We start from the raw sequence: 14,173 nt of genomic DNA, 5'->3' as shown, positions 1-14,173 counted from the left end.
GCCTCGAGACCACCACCCCCCACGCCCCTACGCCCGAGGCGCGACGTACCGCACGAAGGCCGAGCCCGGCCGCGCGAGCACCATCGTCAGCACGACGACGAGCCCGCCGCCGAGCGCGGTCGTCGCACCCGCCCCCAGCGCCGGCGACACCGCCCCGTGCAGCACGTCGGCGACCCGCGGCCCGCCCGCGACGACGACGAGGAAGACCCCCTGGATCCGGCCGCGCATCGCGTCCGTCGCCGCGCTCTGCATCATCGCGGTGCGGAAGGCCGCCGAGACGACATCCGCAGCACCGCCGAGCGCGAAGAACCCCGCGGCGACCCACAGCATCGGCCCCAGGCTCCCGCCGGCGGCCATGACCGCCACCCCCATCCCGACCATGGCGCCGCCCCACACGACGACCGCGGCCGCGACCGCCACGCCGTGCCGCTCGACCCGCGAGACCCATCCGGAGAAGACCCCGCCGAGGAAGGCCCCGACGGGCATCGCGGCGAAGAGGACGGCGAAGGCGAGCCCCCCTTCGCTCGGTCCGCCGAAGTCGAGGTGCGCCATCTCGGGCACGAGCGCGCGGGGCATCCCGAAGACCATCGCGACGAGGTCGAGGACGAAGGACATGAGCAGCACCGGGTGCCCGCGCAGGTAGACCAGGCCGTCCCACACAGAGCGCAGCCCCGGGCTGGACGGCAGCGCGTCGGCCTCGCGCTCGACCGGCAGCGGCGGCAGCCCGACGACCGCCCACAGCGTCGCGAAGAGTGTGATCGTGTCGAGCAGGTAGAGCCACGCGTAGCCGATGAGGGGGATGAGCGCGCCGCCCATGAGCGGCCCGGCGATGGCCCCGGCCATGAAGACCGTCATCGACAGCGAGCTGGCGGCCGGGCGAAGGGGGGCCGGCACGAGCCGCGCAATCGCGGCCCCGCGGGTCGGCTGGTTGACGGCGAAGAAGGACTGCTGCAGCGCGTAGATCGTGAGGAGCAGCCACACGTTCGTGCTCCCCGCGAGCGCCTGGAGCCACAGCGCGGCGGAGGTGAGGATGAGCCCCCACGTCGTGATCGTCAGCAGCAGCCGGCGGTCCATGTGGTCGGCGAGCGAGCCGCCCCAGAGCCCGAAGACCAGCAGCGGGACGAGCCCGAAGAGGCCGGTGAGCCCGACGTAGGCCGAGCTGCCGGTCATCCCGTAGATCTGCGCCGGCACCGCGACGACGGTCAGCTGGGCCCCCACGACGGTGACCGCCTGCCCGACGAAGAGCCGCCGGTACTCCGGGATCTGCAACGGCCGCGTGTCCGCCAGCAGCCCCCGCACCCGTCGCACCGCAGCACCCTACGTCCGCCCTCTCGGTGGTCGAGGTGCGAAGGGCGCACAGCGCCCGAGCCTCGAGGCCACGGACTGCGCAGGAGAGGGTCTGGTGAGCGCGAATCGCCGTCACCCCCGTCGCGTAGCGGCGATTCGCGCTCACGGCCGCGGCAGACGCGAGTCGCCGCCACCCACGGCGGGGTGACGGCGACTCGGGTCGGTGGGTGACAGGTCAGACGACGAGGTCGCGGGCGGCTGCCGCCACCTGCTCGTGCTCGCTGCGCAGCCGGGACAAGAAGGCCTTGGTCCGGTTGTGCTGGGGGTTGTTGATGACCGTCTTCGGGTCGCCCTGCTCGACGACGACGCCACCGTCCATGAAGACGACGCGGTCGGCGACGTCGCGCGCGAAGGCCATCTCGTGGGTGACGACGATCATCGTCATGCCCTGGGCGGCGAGGTCGCGCATGACCTGCAGCACCTCACCGACGAGCTCGGGGTCGAGCGCCGAGGTCGGCTCGTCGAAGAGCATGAGCTTGGGCTTCATCGCGAGCGCCCGGGCGATGGCGACGCGCTGCTGCTGGCCGCCGGAGAGCTGGGCGGGGTAGGCCGACTCCTTGTCGGAGAGGCCGACCTTGTCGAGCAGCTCGATCGCCTCGGCCCGCACCTCCGCCTTCTTGCGGCCCTGCACCTTGACCGGCGCCTCCATGACGTTCTCGATCGCCGTCATGTGCGGGAAGAGGTTGAAGCGCTGGAAGACCATGCCGATCTCCCGGCGCTGCGCCGCGATCTGCTTGTCCTTGAGCCGGTGGAGCTTCTCGCCCTTCTGCACGTATCCCGCGAGGTCCCCGTCGACCCAGATGCGACCGGCCTGGATGTCCTCGAGCTGGTTGATGCACCGCAGGAAGGTCGTCTTGCCCGAGCCGGACGGTCCGAGCAGGCAGACGACCTCGCCCTCGTCGACGTCGATGTCGATGCCCTTGAGCACCTCGTTGCGACCGAAGGCCTTGTGCACGTTCACCGCGTGGACGAGAGGCATGGTGCGTGCGCTGCTGGTCATCAGGCGCCCTTCCCGAGGATCCGGTTCTTCTTCGTGTGGGCCGTGGACTGCTCGCGCGTCGCGCCGTAGCCGCGGCCGAAGTGCCGCTCGAGGTAGTACTGGCCGATCATGAGCACGGTCGTGATGACGAGGTACCACATGGTCGCGGCCATGAGCGAGGGCATGATCTTGTACGTCCGGTTGCTCACCGCCTGGGCCTGGAAGAACAGCTCGGTGCCCAGTGGCAGGTAGGCGAGCAGCGAGGTGTCCTTGACCATGGCGATCGTCTCGTTGCCGGTCGGGGGGATGATGACGCGCATCGCCTGCGGGAGGACGACGCGACGCATCGACAGGCTCGGGCCCATGCCGAGCGCGGCCGCGGCCTCTCGCTGCCCGTCGTCGACGGAGAGGATGCCCGCGCGGGCGATCTCGGCCATGTAGGCCGCCTCGGACAGGCCCATCGCGATGATGCCCCAGATGAGGGTCGAGGAGATCTCGTTGACGTTGAGCGTGAGGATCGTCAGGTCGCTCGACAGCCCGAGCCAGCCCGCGATCTGCTGGCTGAAGGGGAAGGGCCCGATGTCGAAGCGCGGGTAGAGGTAGCCGATGCCCGCGCCGAAGAGGAAGACGAGCACCAGGCGTGGGACGCCGCGGAAGAACCACGTGTACGCGAGCCCGACGACGCGCAGGACCGGGTTGCTCGACAGCCGCATGATGCCGACGACGACGCCGAGCGAGATGCCGATGATCATCGAGCCGACCGTCGCGATGATCGTGCCCTTCAGCAGACCCTCGAGGATCGGGTTGAAGTTCATCACCTGGAAGGCGAAGGGCCAGTCCCAGCGTGCGTTGGTGACGAAGCTCGAGACGATCATCGCCGCGACGACCGCGAGCAGGACGATGGCGACCCAGCGGCCCGGGTGCCGCACGGGCACCGCGTCGATCGTGCCAGGCCGACCGTCGTCGCTCGCGGCGACGCCGCCCCCTTCGGGCGAAGGGGGCGGCGTGCTGCTCGAGGTCGTGGTCATCAGGGGTTGACGGCGAAGTCGTCGATGGCGCCGGACTCGTTGCCCCAGTTCTTGAGGATCGTCTCGTAGGTGCCGTCCTCGTCGATGGCCTTGAGCGCCTCGGCGATGGCGTCGGCGAGCTCGGTCTGGTCCTTCGGGACGACGATGCCGTAGGGGGCGGAGTCGTAGACGTCGCCGAGCGCCTCGAAGGTGTCGCCCTGCTGCTTGACCGCGTAGAGCGCGATCGGCGAGTCGGCGAGCATGGCCTCGACCTTGCCCGAGGCCAGGCTCGTCGTGACCTTGCTCTGCTCCTGCTCGACGACGGCCTTGATCGCGTCCTTGCCGTCGGCCTCGCACTTCTTGCTGCGCGCCTCGAGGTCGTCGACCTGCACGGTGCCCTTCTGGACGCCGATGCTCTTGCCGCAGGCGTCCTCGGGGTCGATGCCGTTGGGGTTGCCCTTCGTCGTCACCCACTGGGTGCCGGCGTCGAAGTAGCTGATCATGTTGACCTCCTTCTTGCGCTCGTCGTTGATCGTGAAGGAGCTCACCGAGACGTCGTACTTGCCCGACCCGATGCCGGCGATGAGGCCGTCGAAGCCGCCGTTGGTCCACTTCGTCTTCAGCCCGAGCTTGGCGGCGACGGCGTCGAAGAGGTCGACGTCCATGCCCTCGATCGTCTTGCCGTCGTCGGCGAGGAACTCGTTGGGCGCGTAGGACGCGTCGGAGCCGACGGAGATCGTGCCCTTCTCCTTGATCTCTGCGGGGACCATGGCGGCGAGCTCGTCGTCGGTCTTGACGTCCACGGACTCGGTGGCCGAGCTCGACGAGCCGCTGGCGCCCGGGTCCTCGAGGGAGTCCGACCCGCACGCGGCGAGCGAGGTGGTCAGGGCGAAGCAGGCCGCCAGGGCGAGGGGGGCACGACGCATGAGGGTTCCTCCGTGTATCCGAGGGCGCGGGTGGCGCCCGGTGGGGTCATGGTGCCACCAGCGGGCACGGGGGGTCAGGCATGCTCCCGCGGTCGAGACCCATCCGCAACCTGTGGCGGCCCACCCGTGCGGACGGTAGGTCGTGGACCGGCTCGCACGACGTCGGCGTGTCGACGACCCACGACCGGGTGATCCCCCCTTCGCTCACTGCCACACTGACCCCATGGCCAACTTCCTCATCAAGGTCGTCGTCAACGGCATCGCGCTGTGGGTCGCGGCGTTCCTCGTCGACGGCATCACGCTCGGCGAGGACGGCTCGACCTTCGCCTCGAAGTTCACGACGGTCCTGCTCGTCGCCCTCCTCTTCGGCGTCATCAACGCCGTCGTCAAGCCGATCGCGAAGGTCCTGTCCTTCCCGGCGATCGTCCTCACGCTCGGGCTCTTCACCTTCGTCGTCAACGCCTTCATGCTGCAGATCACCGAGTGGATCAGCGAGCCGCTCGGCCTGTCCTTCGCCATCCGCGACTTCTGGTGGGACGCCGTGCTCGGCGCGGTCATCATCACCGTCGTCTCGATGGTCCTCGGCTGGGTCCTGCCCGACGGGGACGACGACCGATGACCGACACCCCGGTGCGCCTGCGCGGCGCGCTCGACGCCGTGCCCGCGTACGTCGCCGGCAAGCCCCCGGTGGCCCGTGAGGGCCTCACGGTCTACAAGGTCTCGTCGAACGAGAACCCCTACCCGCCGCTGCCGTCGGTCCTCGACGTCGTGCGCGACGCCGCCGCGACGATGAACCGCTACCCCGACATGGGTGTCAGCGCGCTCACCGACGCCCTCGCCGCCCATCTCGACGTGCCCCGCGAGCGCATCGCGACCGGCACCGGGTCGGTCGGCGTGCTCGGCCAGATCATGCAGGCGACGTGCGACGCCGGCGACGAGGTCGTCTACGCGTGGCGCTCCTTCGAGGCCTACCCGATCGTCGTCGCGCTCTCCGGCGCCACCTCGGTGCAGGTGCCGCTCACCGCCGAGCACCGCCACGACCTCCCGGCGATGCTCGCCGCGATCACCGAGCGCACCAAGGTCGTCATGGTGTGCACGCCCAACAACCCGACCGGGCCGAGCGTCGGGCACGACGAGCTCGTCGGCTTCGTCGACGCCGTGCCCTCCGACGTCCTCGTCGTCGTCGACGAGGCCTACCTGGAGTTCGTGCAGGACGAGGACCCGGTGCGAGCGCTCGAGATCCTGCGCGACCGGCCGAACGTCGTCGTGCTGCGCACCTTCTCCAAGGCGTACGGCCTCGCCGGTCTGCGGGTCGGCTACGCCGTGGCGCACGAACCGGTCGCCGAGGCGCTGCGCAAGACCGCAACCCCCTTCGGCGTCAACACCCTCGCCCAGGTCGCCGCCGTCGCCTCCCTCCAGGCCGCCGACGAGCTCGAGGTGCGCGTCGAGGAGCTCGTCGCCGAGCGCTCGCGCGTCGTCGCCGGTCTCGTCGAGGCCGGGTGGGACGTGCCGCAGAGCGGGGCGAACTTCGTGTGGTTCCCGGTCGGGGAGCGCACGCCCGAGCTCGTCGCGGCGTGCACCGAGGCCGGGCTGTCCGTGCGGCCCTACGGCACCGACGGCGTGCGGGTGACGATCGGCGAGACCGAGGCCAACGACCGTCTGCTGCAGGTGGCCCGGGACTTCCGGGCCTGACCCGCACGGCGGCGTTGGGCCCCCTGCCGGGGAGGCGCTAGCGTGTGGCCCGCACCTACGTGCGCCACCGCTCACCCCGCGGTGGCCACGCCCGTCGCGCGCCATGGCGGCGCGTCAGCAGCCCCGGTGGGTCACCCCCAGCGCCAGGGCCGAAGGAGTAGCAGATGAGCGACAACGACGTCGTGCCGGAGCGCAGCGCCGGCGCCGACATGGCCGGGGCCTTCGAGCCCTCGCCGGAGCACGGGCCGACCCCGCCGTCGATGATCACCGGGCACTTCTCGGACGACAACCCCGAGATGGTCCAGTTCGTCGACGCGAACGGCACCCGGCTGGGCATCACCCCCGCCAACGAGCCGTACGCCTCGATCGTCGAGGAGATGACGAGCGAGGACGCGCGGATGATCTACCGCGACCTCGTCCTCGTGCGCCGCATCGACGCCGAGGGCCACGCGCTCCAGCGCCAGGGCGAGCTCGGGCTGTGGCCCTCGCTCCTCGGCCAGGAGGCCGCGCAGGTCGGCGCCGGTCGCGCGCTGCGCGACCAGGACTACGCCTTCCCCGGCTACCGCGAGCACGGCGTCGCCTGGTGCCGCGGGGTCCCGCCGGAGAACCTCCTCGGCATGTTCCGCGGGGTCAACAACGGCGGCTGGGACTCCAACGCCAACAACTTCCACCTCTACACGATCGTCATCGGCAACCAGATGCTCCACGCGGCGGGCTACGCCATGGGCGTCAAGGCCGACGGCGCGGTCGGCACCGGTGACCCGGAGCGGGACACCGCGGTCATGGCCTTCACCGGCGACGGCGGCACCGCCCAGGGCGACTACAACGAGGCGCTCGTCTTCGCCTCGGTCACCTCCGCCCCCCTCGTGTTCTTCATCCAGAACAACCAGTGGGCGATCTCGGAGCCGAACGACAAGCAGTTCACCATCCCGCCCTACCAGCGCTCGCGCGGCTTCGGCATCCCCGGTGTGCTCGTCGACGGCAACGACCCGCTCGCGACCTACGCCGTGTGCCGCAAGGCGCTCGACGACGCCCGCTCGGGCCAGGGCCCGACGCTCATCGAGGCCTACACCTACCGGATGGGCGCGCACACGACGTCTGACGACCCGACGAAGTACCGCAGCTCGGCTGAGGTCGAGATCTGGCGCGACAAGGACCCGATCAAGCGCATGCGCGGCTTCATGGAGGAGCACGGGCACGGCGACGACGAGTTCTTCGCGGCCGTCGACGCGGAGGCCGACGAGGTCGCCGCCCGCATCCGCCACGCCTGCCAGACGATGCCCGACCCGGAGCTGCCCACGATGTTCGACGACATCTACGTCGACGACCACCCGGTCGTCGCCGCCGAGAAGGCGGAGTTCGTCGCCTACCACAAGTCCTTCGTCGGGGAGGGTGGTCACTGATGGCCGGCACCAAGCTCACCCTCGCGAAGGGGCTCAACGCGGGCCTGCGCAAGGCGATGGAGGACGACCCGAAGGTCGTTCTCATGGGAGAGGACGTCGGCAAGCTCGGCGGCGTCTTCCGCATCACCGAGGGCCTGCAGAAGGACTTCGGCGAGGACCGGGTCATCGACACCCCGCTCGCCGAGTCCGGCATCGTCGGCTCCGCGATCGGCCTGGCCCTGCGCGGCTACCGCCCGGTCGTCGAGATCCAGTTCGACGGCTTCGTCTACCCGGCCTTCGACCAGATCGTCAGCCAGGTCGCGAAGATGCACGCCCGCTCGCTGGGCCACCTGCGCCTGCCGATGGTCATCCGCATCCCCTGCGGCGGCGGCATCGGCGCGGTCGAGCACCACAGCGAGTCCAACGAGGCCTACTTCGCGCACACCGCAGGTCTGCGCGTCGTCACCTGCTCCGACGCCGCCGACGGCTACTGGATGATGCAGCAGGCCATCGCCAGCGACGACCCGGTGATCTTCTTCGAGCCCAAGCGGCGCTACCACGAGCGCGGCGCCGTCGAGATCGACGAGGCCGCCGGTCCCGTCCTCGGCCTGCACGACGCCCGCGTCCTGCGCGAGGGCACCGACGCGACGCTGCTCTGCTACGGCCCGATGGTCAAGGTCTGCCTGGCCGCGGCCGAGGCCGCCGAGCAGGAGGGGCGCAGCCTCGAGGTGCTCGACCTGCGCAGCCTCAGCCCGCTGGACCTGCCGCGCATCCTCGAGTCGGTGCGCAAGACCGGCCGGGCCGTCGTCGTCCACGAGGCGTCGACCTTCCTCGGGCTCGGCGCGGAGATCGCCGCGCTCGTGCAGCAGGAGGCCTTCTACCACCTCGAGGCGCCCGTCCTGCGGGTCGGCGGTTACAACATCCCCTACCCGCCGAGCCGCTTCGAGGAGCACTTCCTGCCCGACCTCGACCGCGTCCTCGACGCCGTCGACCGATCGCTGGGGTACTGACATGGCGCTGCAGCAGTTCATCCTCCCCGACCCCGGCGAGGGCCTGACCGAGGCCGACCTCGTCACCTGGCGGGTCTCCGTCGGCGACGTCGTCAAGGTCAACGACATGGTCGTCGAGGTCGAGACCGCGAAGTCGCTCGTCGAGCTGCCCATCCCCTTCGCCGGCACCGTCGTCGAGCTGCTCGCCGCCGAGGGCGACACCGTCGACGTCGGCGCGCCGATCATCGTCGTCGACACCGGCGGCGAGGCGGCCCCGGCCGCCGCGCCCTCGGCCGGTGCGGCCACGGCCGACGAGCCGGACGAGGCGAGCGGCCCCAACCTCGTCGGCTACGGCGCGAAGGCGGGGTCCACCCGTCGTCGGGCGCGCCGCGGGGAGCCCGCCCAGGCCTTGCTGCCGACCGAGCAGCCGGTCGCCTACTCACTGGCACCGCCGGTCGAGGCGACCCCGCAGCCCGAGCCCGCCCCGGCGGCCCCGGCCGCCCCGGTCACCGGTGAGCGCGCCCGCGCGCTCGCCAAGCCGCCGGTGCGCAAGATGGCCAAGGACCTCGGCATCGACCTCGCGTCCCTGACCCCGAGCGGTCCCGGGGGCGTCGTCACCCGTGAGGACGTCCAGGCCGCGGCCTCGGGTGCCTCCACCTCGGGTGCCTCGGCCTCCTCGGACCGTGGTCTCGAGGCTCGTGCCTCGCACCTCGACCAGCAGGCCGGCCCCGCCGAGCGTCGCGTCCCCATCAGGGGTGTGCGCAAGGTGACCGCCCAGGCGATGGTCGACTCGGCCTTCACCGCGCCGCACGTCACCGAGTTCGTGACGATCGATGTCACGGCGACGATGGACCTCGTCGACCGGCTCAAGAAGGACCGGGCCTTCCGCGACGTCAAGGTCACCCCGCTGCTCGTCGTCGCCAAGGCGCTGTGCCTGGCGATCCGGCGCAACCCCGACGTCAACGCCAGCTGGGACGAGGCCGCGCAGGAGATCGTCTACCGGCGCGACGTCAACCTCGGCATCGCCGCGGCGACCCCCCGCGGGCTCGTCGTGCCGAACATCAAGGGCGCGGACTCGATGCCGATGCGCGAGCTCGCCGACGCGATGGCCCAGCTCGTCGCGACGGCGCGCGAGGGCCGCACCCAGCCGGCGGACTTCGCCGGCGGTACGGTGACGATCACCAACGTCGGCGTCTTCGGCGTCGACACCGGCACCCCGATCCTCAACCCCGGCGAGGCGGCGATCCTCGCCTTCGGCGCGGTGCGGCGGATGCCGTGGGTCGTCGAGCGCGACGGCGTCGAGAGCATCGAGCCGCGCTGGGTCACCCAGCTCGCGCTCTCCTTCGACCACCGCATGGTCGACGGCGAGCTCGGCAGCAAGGTCCTCGCCGACGTCGCCGCCCTCCTGCACGACCCCGGCCAGGCCCTCGTCTGGGCCTAGGTCACCGACGCGAAGGGGGAGCCCGCGGGCTCCCCCTTCGCTCGTCCTCACGGCGGAGAGCGGGTCATCCGGCAGAGGGAGGTGCGCCTCCCTGCCCCCTCGCTAACGTCGAGGTCATGAGGACGACAGACGAGCTCTTCTTGCTGCTCACCACCGACGACGGCCGTCTCGAGGGCATGTCCCAGCGCGGCTTCGGTCTCACCGCCTCCCTCCTCGCCGATCTCGTCGAGGCGGGCCGGCTCCACCTCAGCGACGACCGCGACCCGAAGGCGCACCTCGTCGACTCCGCTCCGACGGGCGACCCGGTCCTCGACCACGGGGTCCTGCGGCTCGTCCAGAAGCGGCCCGGGACCCGGCTGTCCAGCCTCGTCGCCGACCGCAAGCTCAACCCCGAGCCCCTCGTCGTCGTCCGCCTGCAGGGAGCCGGAGTCATCGGCCACGAGCCGAAGCGGATGCTCGGCCTCGTCCCGGACCGCTACCCGACCCTCGACCCCGGTCCCGAGGCGCACGTGCGCAGCCGGCTGGCTGCGGTGCTCGCCGGCGCGCAGGCGCCCTCGCGTGGTGACGCGACGATCCTCTCCGTGCTCCAGGGCCTCGGGGTCGCCCACCGCGTGCTGAAGGCCGAGGCGGCCGGGCGCAGCTCGCGCGAGCTGAAGAAGCGCGTCGAGGAGGTCGTCGCCAGCACCCCGGCCGGCGACGCCGTCGGCCGGGCCGTGAGCGCGCTCAACACCGCGATGATCACCGCGGTCGTCATCCCCGTCGTCGTCGCCGGCGGGTCGAGCTGACCTCGACGGCACGACGAAGGGGGAGGGACCGGCGAGCCGGCCCTCCCCCTTCGCGGTGGTGGTGCTGTGCGACGGCGATCAGAAGCCGCGGGCCCCGTCGAGCAGCTCGCGCAGCTCGCGGTTCTTGATCCCGACGGACTTCTCGGTCGGCTGACCGCTCTTGCGGGCGGCCGCGGTGACGCTCGGCTCGGGAGCCGGGACGGGCGCGCACTTGACGTCGGACAGGACGCCCGAGCGACGCGTCGGCAGCGTGCCCGACTTCAGGTACGCGGCGATCTTGTCGTCGGTGCAGGCGACACCGGACAGCGAGCCCGAGTGGGTGCTGCCGCCGACGCCCTCGATGAGGACCGACTTCGGGAAGCGACGACGGACCTCGATGGCGCCGGAGAAGGGCGTCGCCGCGTCGTTGGTCTCGCCGATGAGGAGCATCGCCGGGGCCTTGCTGCCGTTGATGTACGGGTCCTGCTGGGACTGCGCCGGCCACCAGTGGCACGGGGCGTTGAACCACGTGTTGCCCCACGTCTCGAAGGGCGCGGACTTGTTGAGCTGCCACGCGTCCTCACGCCATGTCGACCACTTCGCGGGCCAGATGGCGTCGGTGCACTGCACCGCCGCGTAGACCGCGTAGCCGTTGTCGGCGCCCGGACCGGTCGGGTTGCCCTCGACGTAGGTCTGCTCGGCGGGGGAGAAGTTGCCCTCCTGCGCCGCGGCGAAGACCTGGGCGAGGTAGTCCCAGTCGTAGACGTAGTAGCCCGCGGAGAGGAAGACGTCGGTGAACTCCGACGGCCCGAGCTTGCCCTGCGGGTTGTAGTAGAGCTTCGAGCGCAGCTTGTACCACGTCGCGCGGACGTCCTGGCCGTCCGTGCCGAGGCCGTACGAGGCGTCGTTGTCGGCCACCCAGTTGAAGAACTGGCGCATCGACTTCTCGAAGGCGATGTTCTGGTCGAGGTTGGCCTTGTACCAGACGCGACGCGGGTCGACGACGCCGTCGAGCACGAAGCGGCGCACCTGGTTCGGGTACTTGCTGGCGTACATCTGGCCGAGGTAGGTGCCGTAGGAGAAGCCGTAGAGGTTGATCTGGTGCCGGCCGAGGGCACGGCGCAGCGACTCCATGTCGGCCACCGTCGCCGACGTGCGCATGTGCTTGAGGATCGACCCGTTCTTCGCGCACTTGTTGGCGTAGTCCTTCGAGCGGTTGATCCACTGCGTGTAGATCGTGCTCTTGAAGGGCGTGTAGTACGGGCGCGGGGCGGCCGTGACGTTGCCGTCGCAGGTGAGGGCGGGCTGGGAGCTGCCGACCCCACGGGGGTCGAAGCCGATCCAGTCGTACCCGGCACCGGCGCCGTCGGGGACGAACTCGCCGAGGACCGCGAGGCCGAGACCGGAGCCGCCGGGGCCGCCGGGGTTGACGAGCATGGCCCCCTGGTAGCGCACGGACGGGTCGGCCTTGACCCGCGAGACGGCGAGCTTGATCTTCGTCCCGGTGGGGCGGGTGTAGTCCATGGGGACGGTGAGCATGCCGCACTGAGCACCGGCACCCTGGAGGCGCTCGCTCTCGCACGAGCCCCAGCGGATCGGCGGCGGGGTGTAGCGGTGGACCTGCGTGGCGGTTGCGTCCGGCACGACCGGCGCGGTGGCGACGGACGGTGCGGCGACGGTCGACGGCGCTGCCGCGACCTCAGGCGTGGCGTTCGCCGCACCCGTGGCGTACGACCCGAGTCCGGCGGCCAGGGCCACCGTCGTCAGTGCCGTGAGAGTTCTCCTCATGCGAAATGTCCTCCCTCGGGGATGCGCCTCGGGCGAGGCGCAGGAGACACCTTCCTCCTCCGGGGCGGATTGCGCACCCCCTTGGGGTGACCACTTCGCGGCGATCTGGGGAAGGGGGGTCGCCCCAGGTCAGCCCCCCAGCTCGGCGCCGGAGGGGGCCGGTCGGCGCAGGGGGTGCACGGCGGTGCGTGCGATGACGCCGATCGCGGTGTCGACCCGCGGCTGGTGGGACTCCGGTCGCAGCGACCGGGTGAGCACGCCGACGGCGACGGGCACCTCGCCCGGGATCTCCACGACGGCGATCTCGTGACGCAGCCGGCCGAGAGTGCCGGTCTTGCCCGCGACGACGACGTCGTCGTGCGGGAAGCCCGAGGCCACCCGGTGACGCCACACCTGCCGGCGCATCGCCTCGCGGACCGGCAGCGCCGACTCCTCGCGCCACAGGTGGGCGAGCATCGTCGTGAGGTCGCGTGCCGTCGAGCTGCTCGTGAGGGCGGGGTCGTACTCGCTCGTCGTCCGGTCCGCGGCCGGGTCGGCGAGCAGGGCGAGGGCCTGGCCGAGGTCGCGGCCTCCGGTCTCGGCGACGACCGCCCGCATGGCGTCGGCGGTCCCGCGTCGCGCGTCGGTGGAGCGGCACCCGGCCCCCACGAGCCAGGTCTGGACCGCGTCGGCACCGACGAGCGACAGGACGGCCGCGGCGCAGGCGTTGTCCGACGCCGCCAGGGCGAGGCGCACGCAGTCGCGCTGCGTGAGCACGACGCGGTCCTGCAGCGCGCTGACCCCCGTCGGGCCGGCGGTGCGGTCCGTGGGGTCGAGGACGACCTCCGCGAGGGGGTCGAGCTCTCCCGCGGTGACGAGCGCCGCCCACGTCCCGGCGACCGCCACCTTGTACAGCGAGGCCATCGGCACGGCGACGTCGGCCCCGACGGCGATCTCGTCCTCGACGTCGTCGACCCGACGGGCATGGACGTGCGCGGTGATGCCGGCGTCCTCGGCCGTCCGCTCGACGGCCCGGGCGGCCTGGGTGAGACGAGTCATCGCAGGGCCTCGTGCAGGGCCGAGACGACCGCTGCGTGGTCGAGGTCGGGCCGCTGCTCGGAGATCACCGGCACCGCGGCGCGGTACCTCAGCGGCACCATGTCTGCGCTCCCGTCCTGGACGTCCTGCTCCTGCGTCGGCCGCAGCCCGGAGGCCAGACCGGCCTCGACCCGGACGGACCGCTCCTGCGCGGAGGCGATCTCGTGCACCGGAGCCAGGCGACCGAGCCTGAGCAGTGCGTCGACGACCTGGTCGTGGGCCGCCGGGTGGTGGCTGCGTGGCGGGAGCACGAGCGGCAGGTCGTCATGGTCGGGGACGACGGCGGCCGAGACGGTGATGACGTCTCCGGTGAGCAGGCCGTCGAGGGCCACGGGGTGCCGCACGAGGACGACGTCGAGGTCGCCGTCGCGCAGCCGCCCGACGAGCTCGGTGCTGCCGGTGAGCACGGGCTCGACGTCGATGCCGGTGCCGACGAGGTGCGCGAGGACCGGCCCGGCGAGGGTGTCGAGGTCGGCCGCGAGCCCAAGGCGGACGCAGCGCCGCTCGGACCACCGGCGTGAGCTCTCGACGAGGGCGTCGGCGTCGGCGAGCAGCTGGCGGGCCGCGGGGAGCAGGGCGGACCCGGGAGCGGTGAGCGCGACCCGACGGGCATCTCGGTCGAAGAGCCGCTGGCCGAGGTGGCGCTCGAGGCGCTGGACCCCCTGCGAGAGCGGGGGCTGGGCCATCGACAGGCTGGCGGCCGCACGACCGAAGTGGCGGTGCTCCGCGACGGCGACGAAGAGCCGGAGGTGGCGCACGAGGTCCATGAGGGCACCGTAGC

Annotated in this window: 13 protein-coding genes; 6 read left to right on the top strand and 7 right to left on the bottom strand. The window is 71.7% G+C overall.

Annotated features, from left to right (window positions below):
* Positions 1-27: 27 nt before the first annotated feature.
* The 4 genes from ABIB53_RS15605 to ABIB53_RS15590 all read right to left on the bottom strand — a co-directional run bounded on the left by ABIB53_RS15605 (position 28) and on the right by ABIB53_RS15590 (position 4,259).
* Entirely contained in the window at positions 28-1,308 is a 1,281-nt protein-coding gene (locus tag ABIB53_RS15605; RefSeq protein ID WP_354588845.1) for an MFS transporter, read from the bottom strand.
* Positions 1,309-1,522: 214 nt separating this feature from the next.
* Entirely contained in the window at positions 1,523-2,347 is an 825-nt protein-coding gene (locus ABIB53_RS15600) for an amino acid ABC transporter ATP-binding protein (protein ID WP_201465126.1), read from the bottom strand.
* On the bottom strand, positions 2,347-3,354 hold the full coding sequence (locus ABIB53_RS15595; protein WP_354588844.1) for an amino acid ABC transporter permease: 1,008 nt from the start codon (positions 3,352-3,354) through the stop codon (positions 2,347-2,349). The genes ABIB53_RS15600 and ABIB53_RS15595 overlap by 1 nt, the downstream gene beginning before the upstream one ends.
* On the bottom strand, positions 3,354-4,259 hold the full coding sequence (locus ABIB53_RS15590; protein ID WP_123092423.1) for an ABC transporter substrate-binding protein: 906 nt from the start codon (positions 4,257-4,259) through the stop codon (positions 3,354-3,356). Before ABIB53_RS15590 ends, ABIB53_RS15595 begins: the two co-directional genes overlap by 1 nt.
* A 223-nt stretch (positions 4,260-4,482) precedes the next feature.
* On the opposite strand from ABIB53_RS15590, the gene ABIB53_RS15585 reads away from it, so the two are divergent.
* The 6 genes from ABIB53_RS15585 to ABIB53_RS15560 all read left to right on the top strand — a co-directional run bounded on the left by ABIB53_RS15585 (position 4,483) and on the right by ABIB53_RS15560 (position 10,548).
* The gene (locus ABIB53_RS15585) at positions 4,483-4,878 is read left to right on the top strand and encodes a phage holin family protein (protein WP_201465132.1); all 396 of its coding nucleotides are present in this window, start codon (positions 4,483-4,485) and stop codon (positions 4,876-4,878) included.
* A complete protein-coding gene (gene hisC / locus ABIB53_RS15580; protein ID WP_354588843.1) occupies positions 4,875-5,951 on the top strand; it encodes a histidinol-phosphate transaminase in 1,077 nt (358 codons plus the stop codon). Before ABIB53_RS15585 ends, hisC begins: the two co-directional genes overlap by 4 nt.
* Before the next feature lie 164 nt (positions 5,952-6,115).
* Complete coding sequence (locus ABIB53_RS15575; RefSeq protein WP_354588842.1) at positions 6,116-7,354, top strand: thiamine pyrophosphate-dependent dehydrogenase E1 component subunit alpha; 1,239 nt, start codon at positions 6,116-6,118, stop codon at positions 7,352-7,354.
* The gene (locus ABIB53_RS15570) at positions 7,354-8,343 is read left to right on the top strand and encodes an alpha-ketoacid dehydrogenase subunit beta (protein WP_354588841.1); all 990 of its coding nucleotides are present in this window, start codon (positions 7,354-7,356) and stop codon (positions 8,341-8,343) included. Before ABIB53_RS15575 ends, ABIB53_RS15570 begins: the two co-directional genes overlap by 1 nt.
* A 1-nt stretch (position 8,344) precedes the next feature.
* A complete protein-coding gene (locus ABIB53_RS15565) occupies positions 8,345-9,763 on the top strand; it encodes a dihydrolipoamide acetyltransferase family protein (RefSeq protein ID WP_354588840.1) in 1,419 nt (472 codons plus the stop codon).
* A gap of 116 nt (positions 9,764-9,879) precedes the next feature.
* The gene (locus ABIB53_RS15560; protein ID WP_354588839.1) at positions 9,880-10,548 is read left to right on the top strand and encodes a GOLPH3/VPS74 family protein; all 669 of its coding nucleotides are present in this window, start codon (positions 9,880-9,882) and stop codon (positions 10,546-10,548) included.
* A gap of 78 nt (positions 10,549-10,626) precedes the next feature.
* Here ABIB53_RS15560 and ABIB53_RS15555 read toward each other — a convergent pair whose 3' ends face one another.
* The 3 genes from ABIB53_RS15555 to ABIB53_RS15545 form a co-directional block, all read right to left on the bottom strand.
* On the bottom strand, positions 10,627-12,315 hold the full coding sequence (locus ABIB53_RS15555) for an alpha/beta hydrolase (protein ID WP_354588838.1): 1,689 nt from the start codon (positions 12,313-12,315) through the stop codon (positions 10,627-10,629).
* Between the two features lie 129 nt (positions 12,316-12,444).
* Entirely contained in the window at positions 12,445-13,353 is a 909-nt protein-coding gene (locus ABIB53_RS15550; RefSeq protein WP_354588837.1) for a serine hydrolase, read from the bottom strand.
* The gene (locus ABIB53_RS15545; protein ID WP_354588836.1) at positions 13,350-14,159 is read right to left on the bottom strand and encodes a LysR family transcriptional regulator; all 810 of its coding nucleotides are present in this window, start codon (positions 14,157-14,159) and stop codon (positions 13,350-13,352) included. Before ABIB53_RS15545 ends, ABIB53_RS15550 begins: the two co-directional genes overlap by 4 nt.
* Between the last annotated feature and the right edge of the window lie 14 nt (positions 14,160-14,173).

It is taken from the genome of Janibacter sp. UYMM211, from assembly GCF_040547045.1.
Classification (GTDB): Bacteria; Actinomycetota; Actinomycetes; order Actinomycetales; family Dermatophilaceae; genus Marihabitans; species Marihabitans melonis.
Note: the sequence above shows the minus strand (reverse complement) of the source record. Positions and strands in the feature narration are given on the sequence as shown.

What these genes read in the sequence shown, in the direction of transcription:
- ABIB53_RS15560 (WP_354588839.1), top strand. Translation starts at nt 9,880, where the DNA reads ATGAGGACGACAGACGAGCTCTTCTTGCTGCTCACCACCGACGACGGC.
- ABIB53_RS15590 (WP_123092423.1), bottom strand. Translation starts at nt 4,259, where the DNA reads ATGCGTCGTGCCCCCCTCGCCCTGGCGGCCTGCTTCGCCCTGACCACC.
- ABIB53_RS15600 (WP_201465126.1), bottom strand. Translation starts at nt 2,347, where the DNA reads ATGACCAGCAGCGCACGCACCATGCCTCTCGTCCACGCGGTGAACGTG.
- ABIB53_RS15575 (WP_354588842.1), top strand. Translation starts at nt 6,116, where the DNA reads ATGAGCGACAACGACGTCGTGCCGGAGCGCAGCGCCGGCGCCGACATG.
- ABIB53_RS15595 (WP_354588844.1), bottom strand. Translation starts at nt 3,354, where the DNA reads ATGACCACGACCTCGAGCAGCACGCCGCCCCCTTCGCCCGAAGGGGGC.
- hisC (WP_354588843.1), top strand. Translation starts at nt 4,875, where the DNA reads ATGACCGACACCCCGGTGCGCCTGCGCGGCGCGCTCGACGCCGTGCCC.
- ABIB53_RS15550 (WP_354588837.1), bottom strand. Translation starts at nt 13,353, where the DNA reads ATGACTCGTCTCACCCAGGCCGCCCGGGCCGTCGAGCGGACGGCCGAG.
- ABIB53_RS15555 (WP_354588838.1), bottom strand. Translation starts at nt 12,315, where the DNA reads ATGAGGAGAACTCTCACGGCACTGACGACGGTGGCCCTGGCCGCCGGA.
- ABIB53_RS15585 (WP_201465132.1), top strand. Translation starts at nt 4,483, where the DNA reads ATGGCCAACTTCCTCATCAAGGTCGTCGTCAACGGCATCGCGCTGTGG.
- ABIB53_RS15565 (WP_354588840.1), top strand. Translation starts at nt 8,345, where the DNA reads ATGGCGCTGCAGCAGTTCATCCTCCCCGACCCCGGCGAGGGCCTGACC.
- ABIB53_RS15570 (WP_354588841.1), top strand. Translation starts at nt 7,354, where the DNA reads ATGGCCGGCACCAAGCTCACCCTCGCGAAGGGGCTCAACGCGGGCCTG.
- ABIB53_RS15545 (WP_354588836.1), bottom strand. Translation starts at nt 14,159, where the DNA reads ATGGACCTCGTGCGCCACCTCCGGCTCTTCGTCGCCGTCGCGGAGCAC.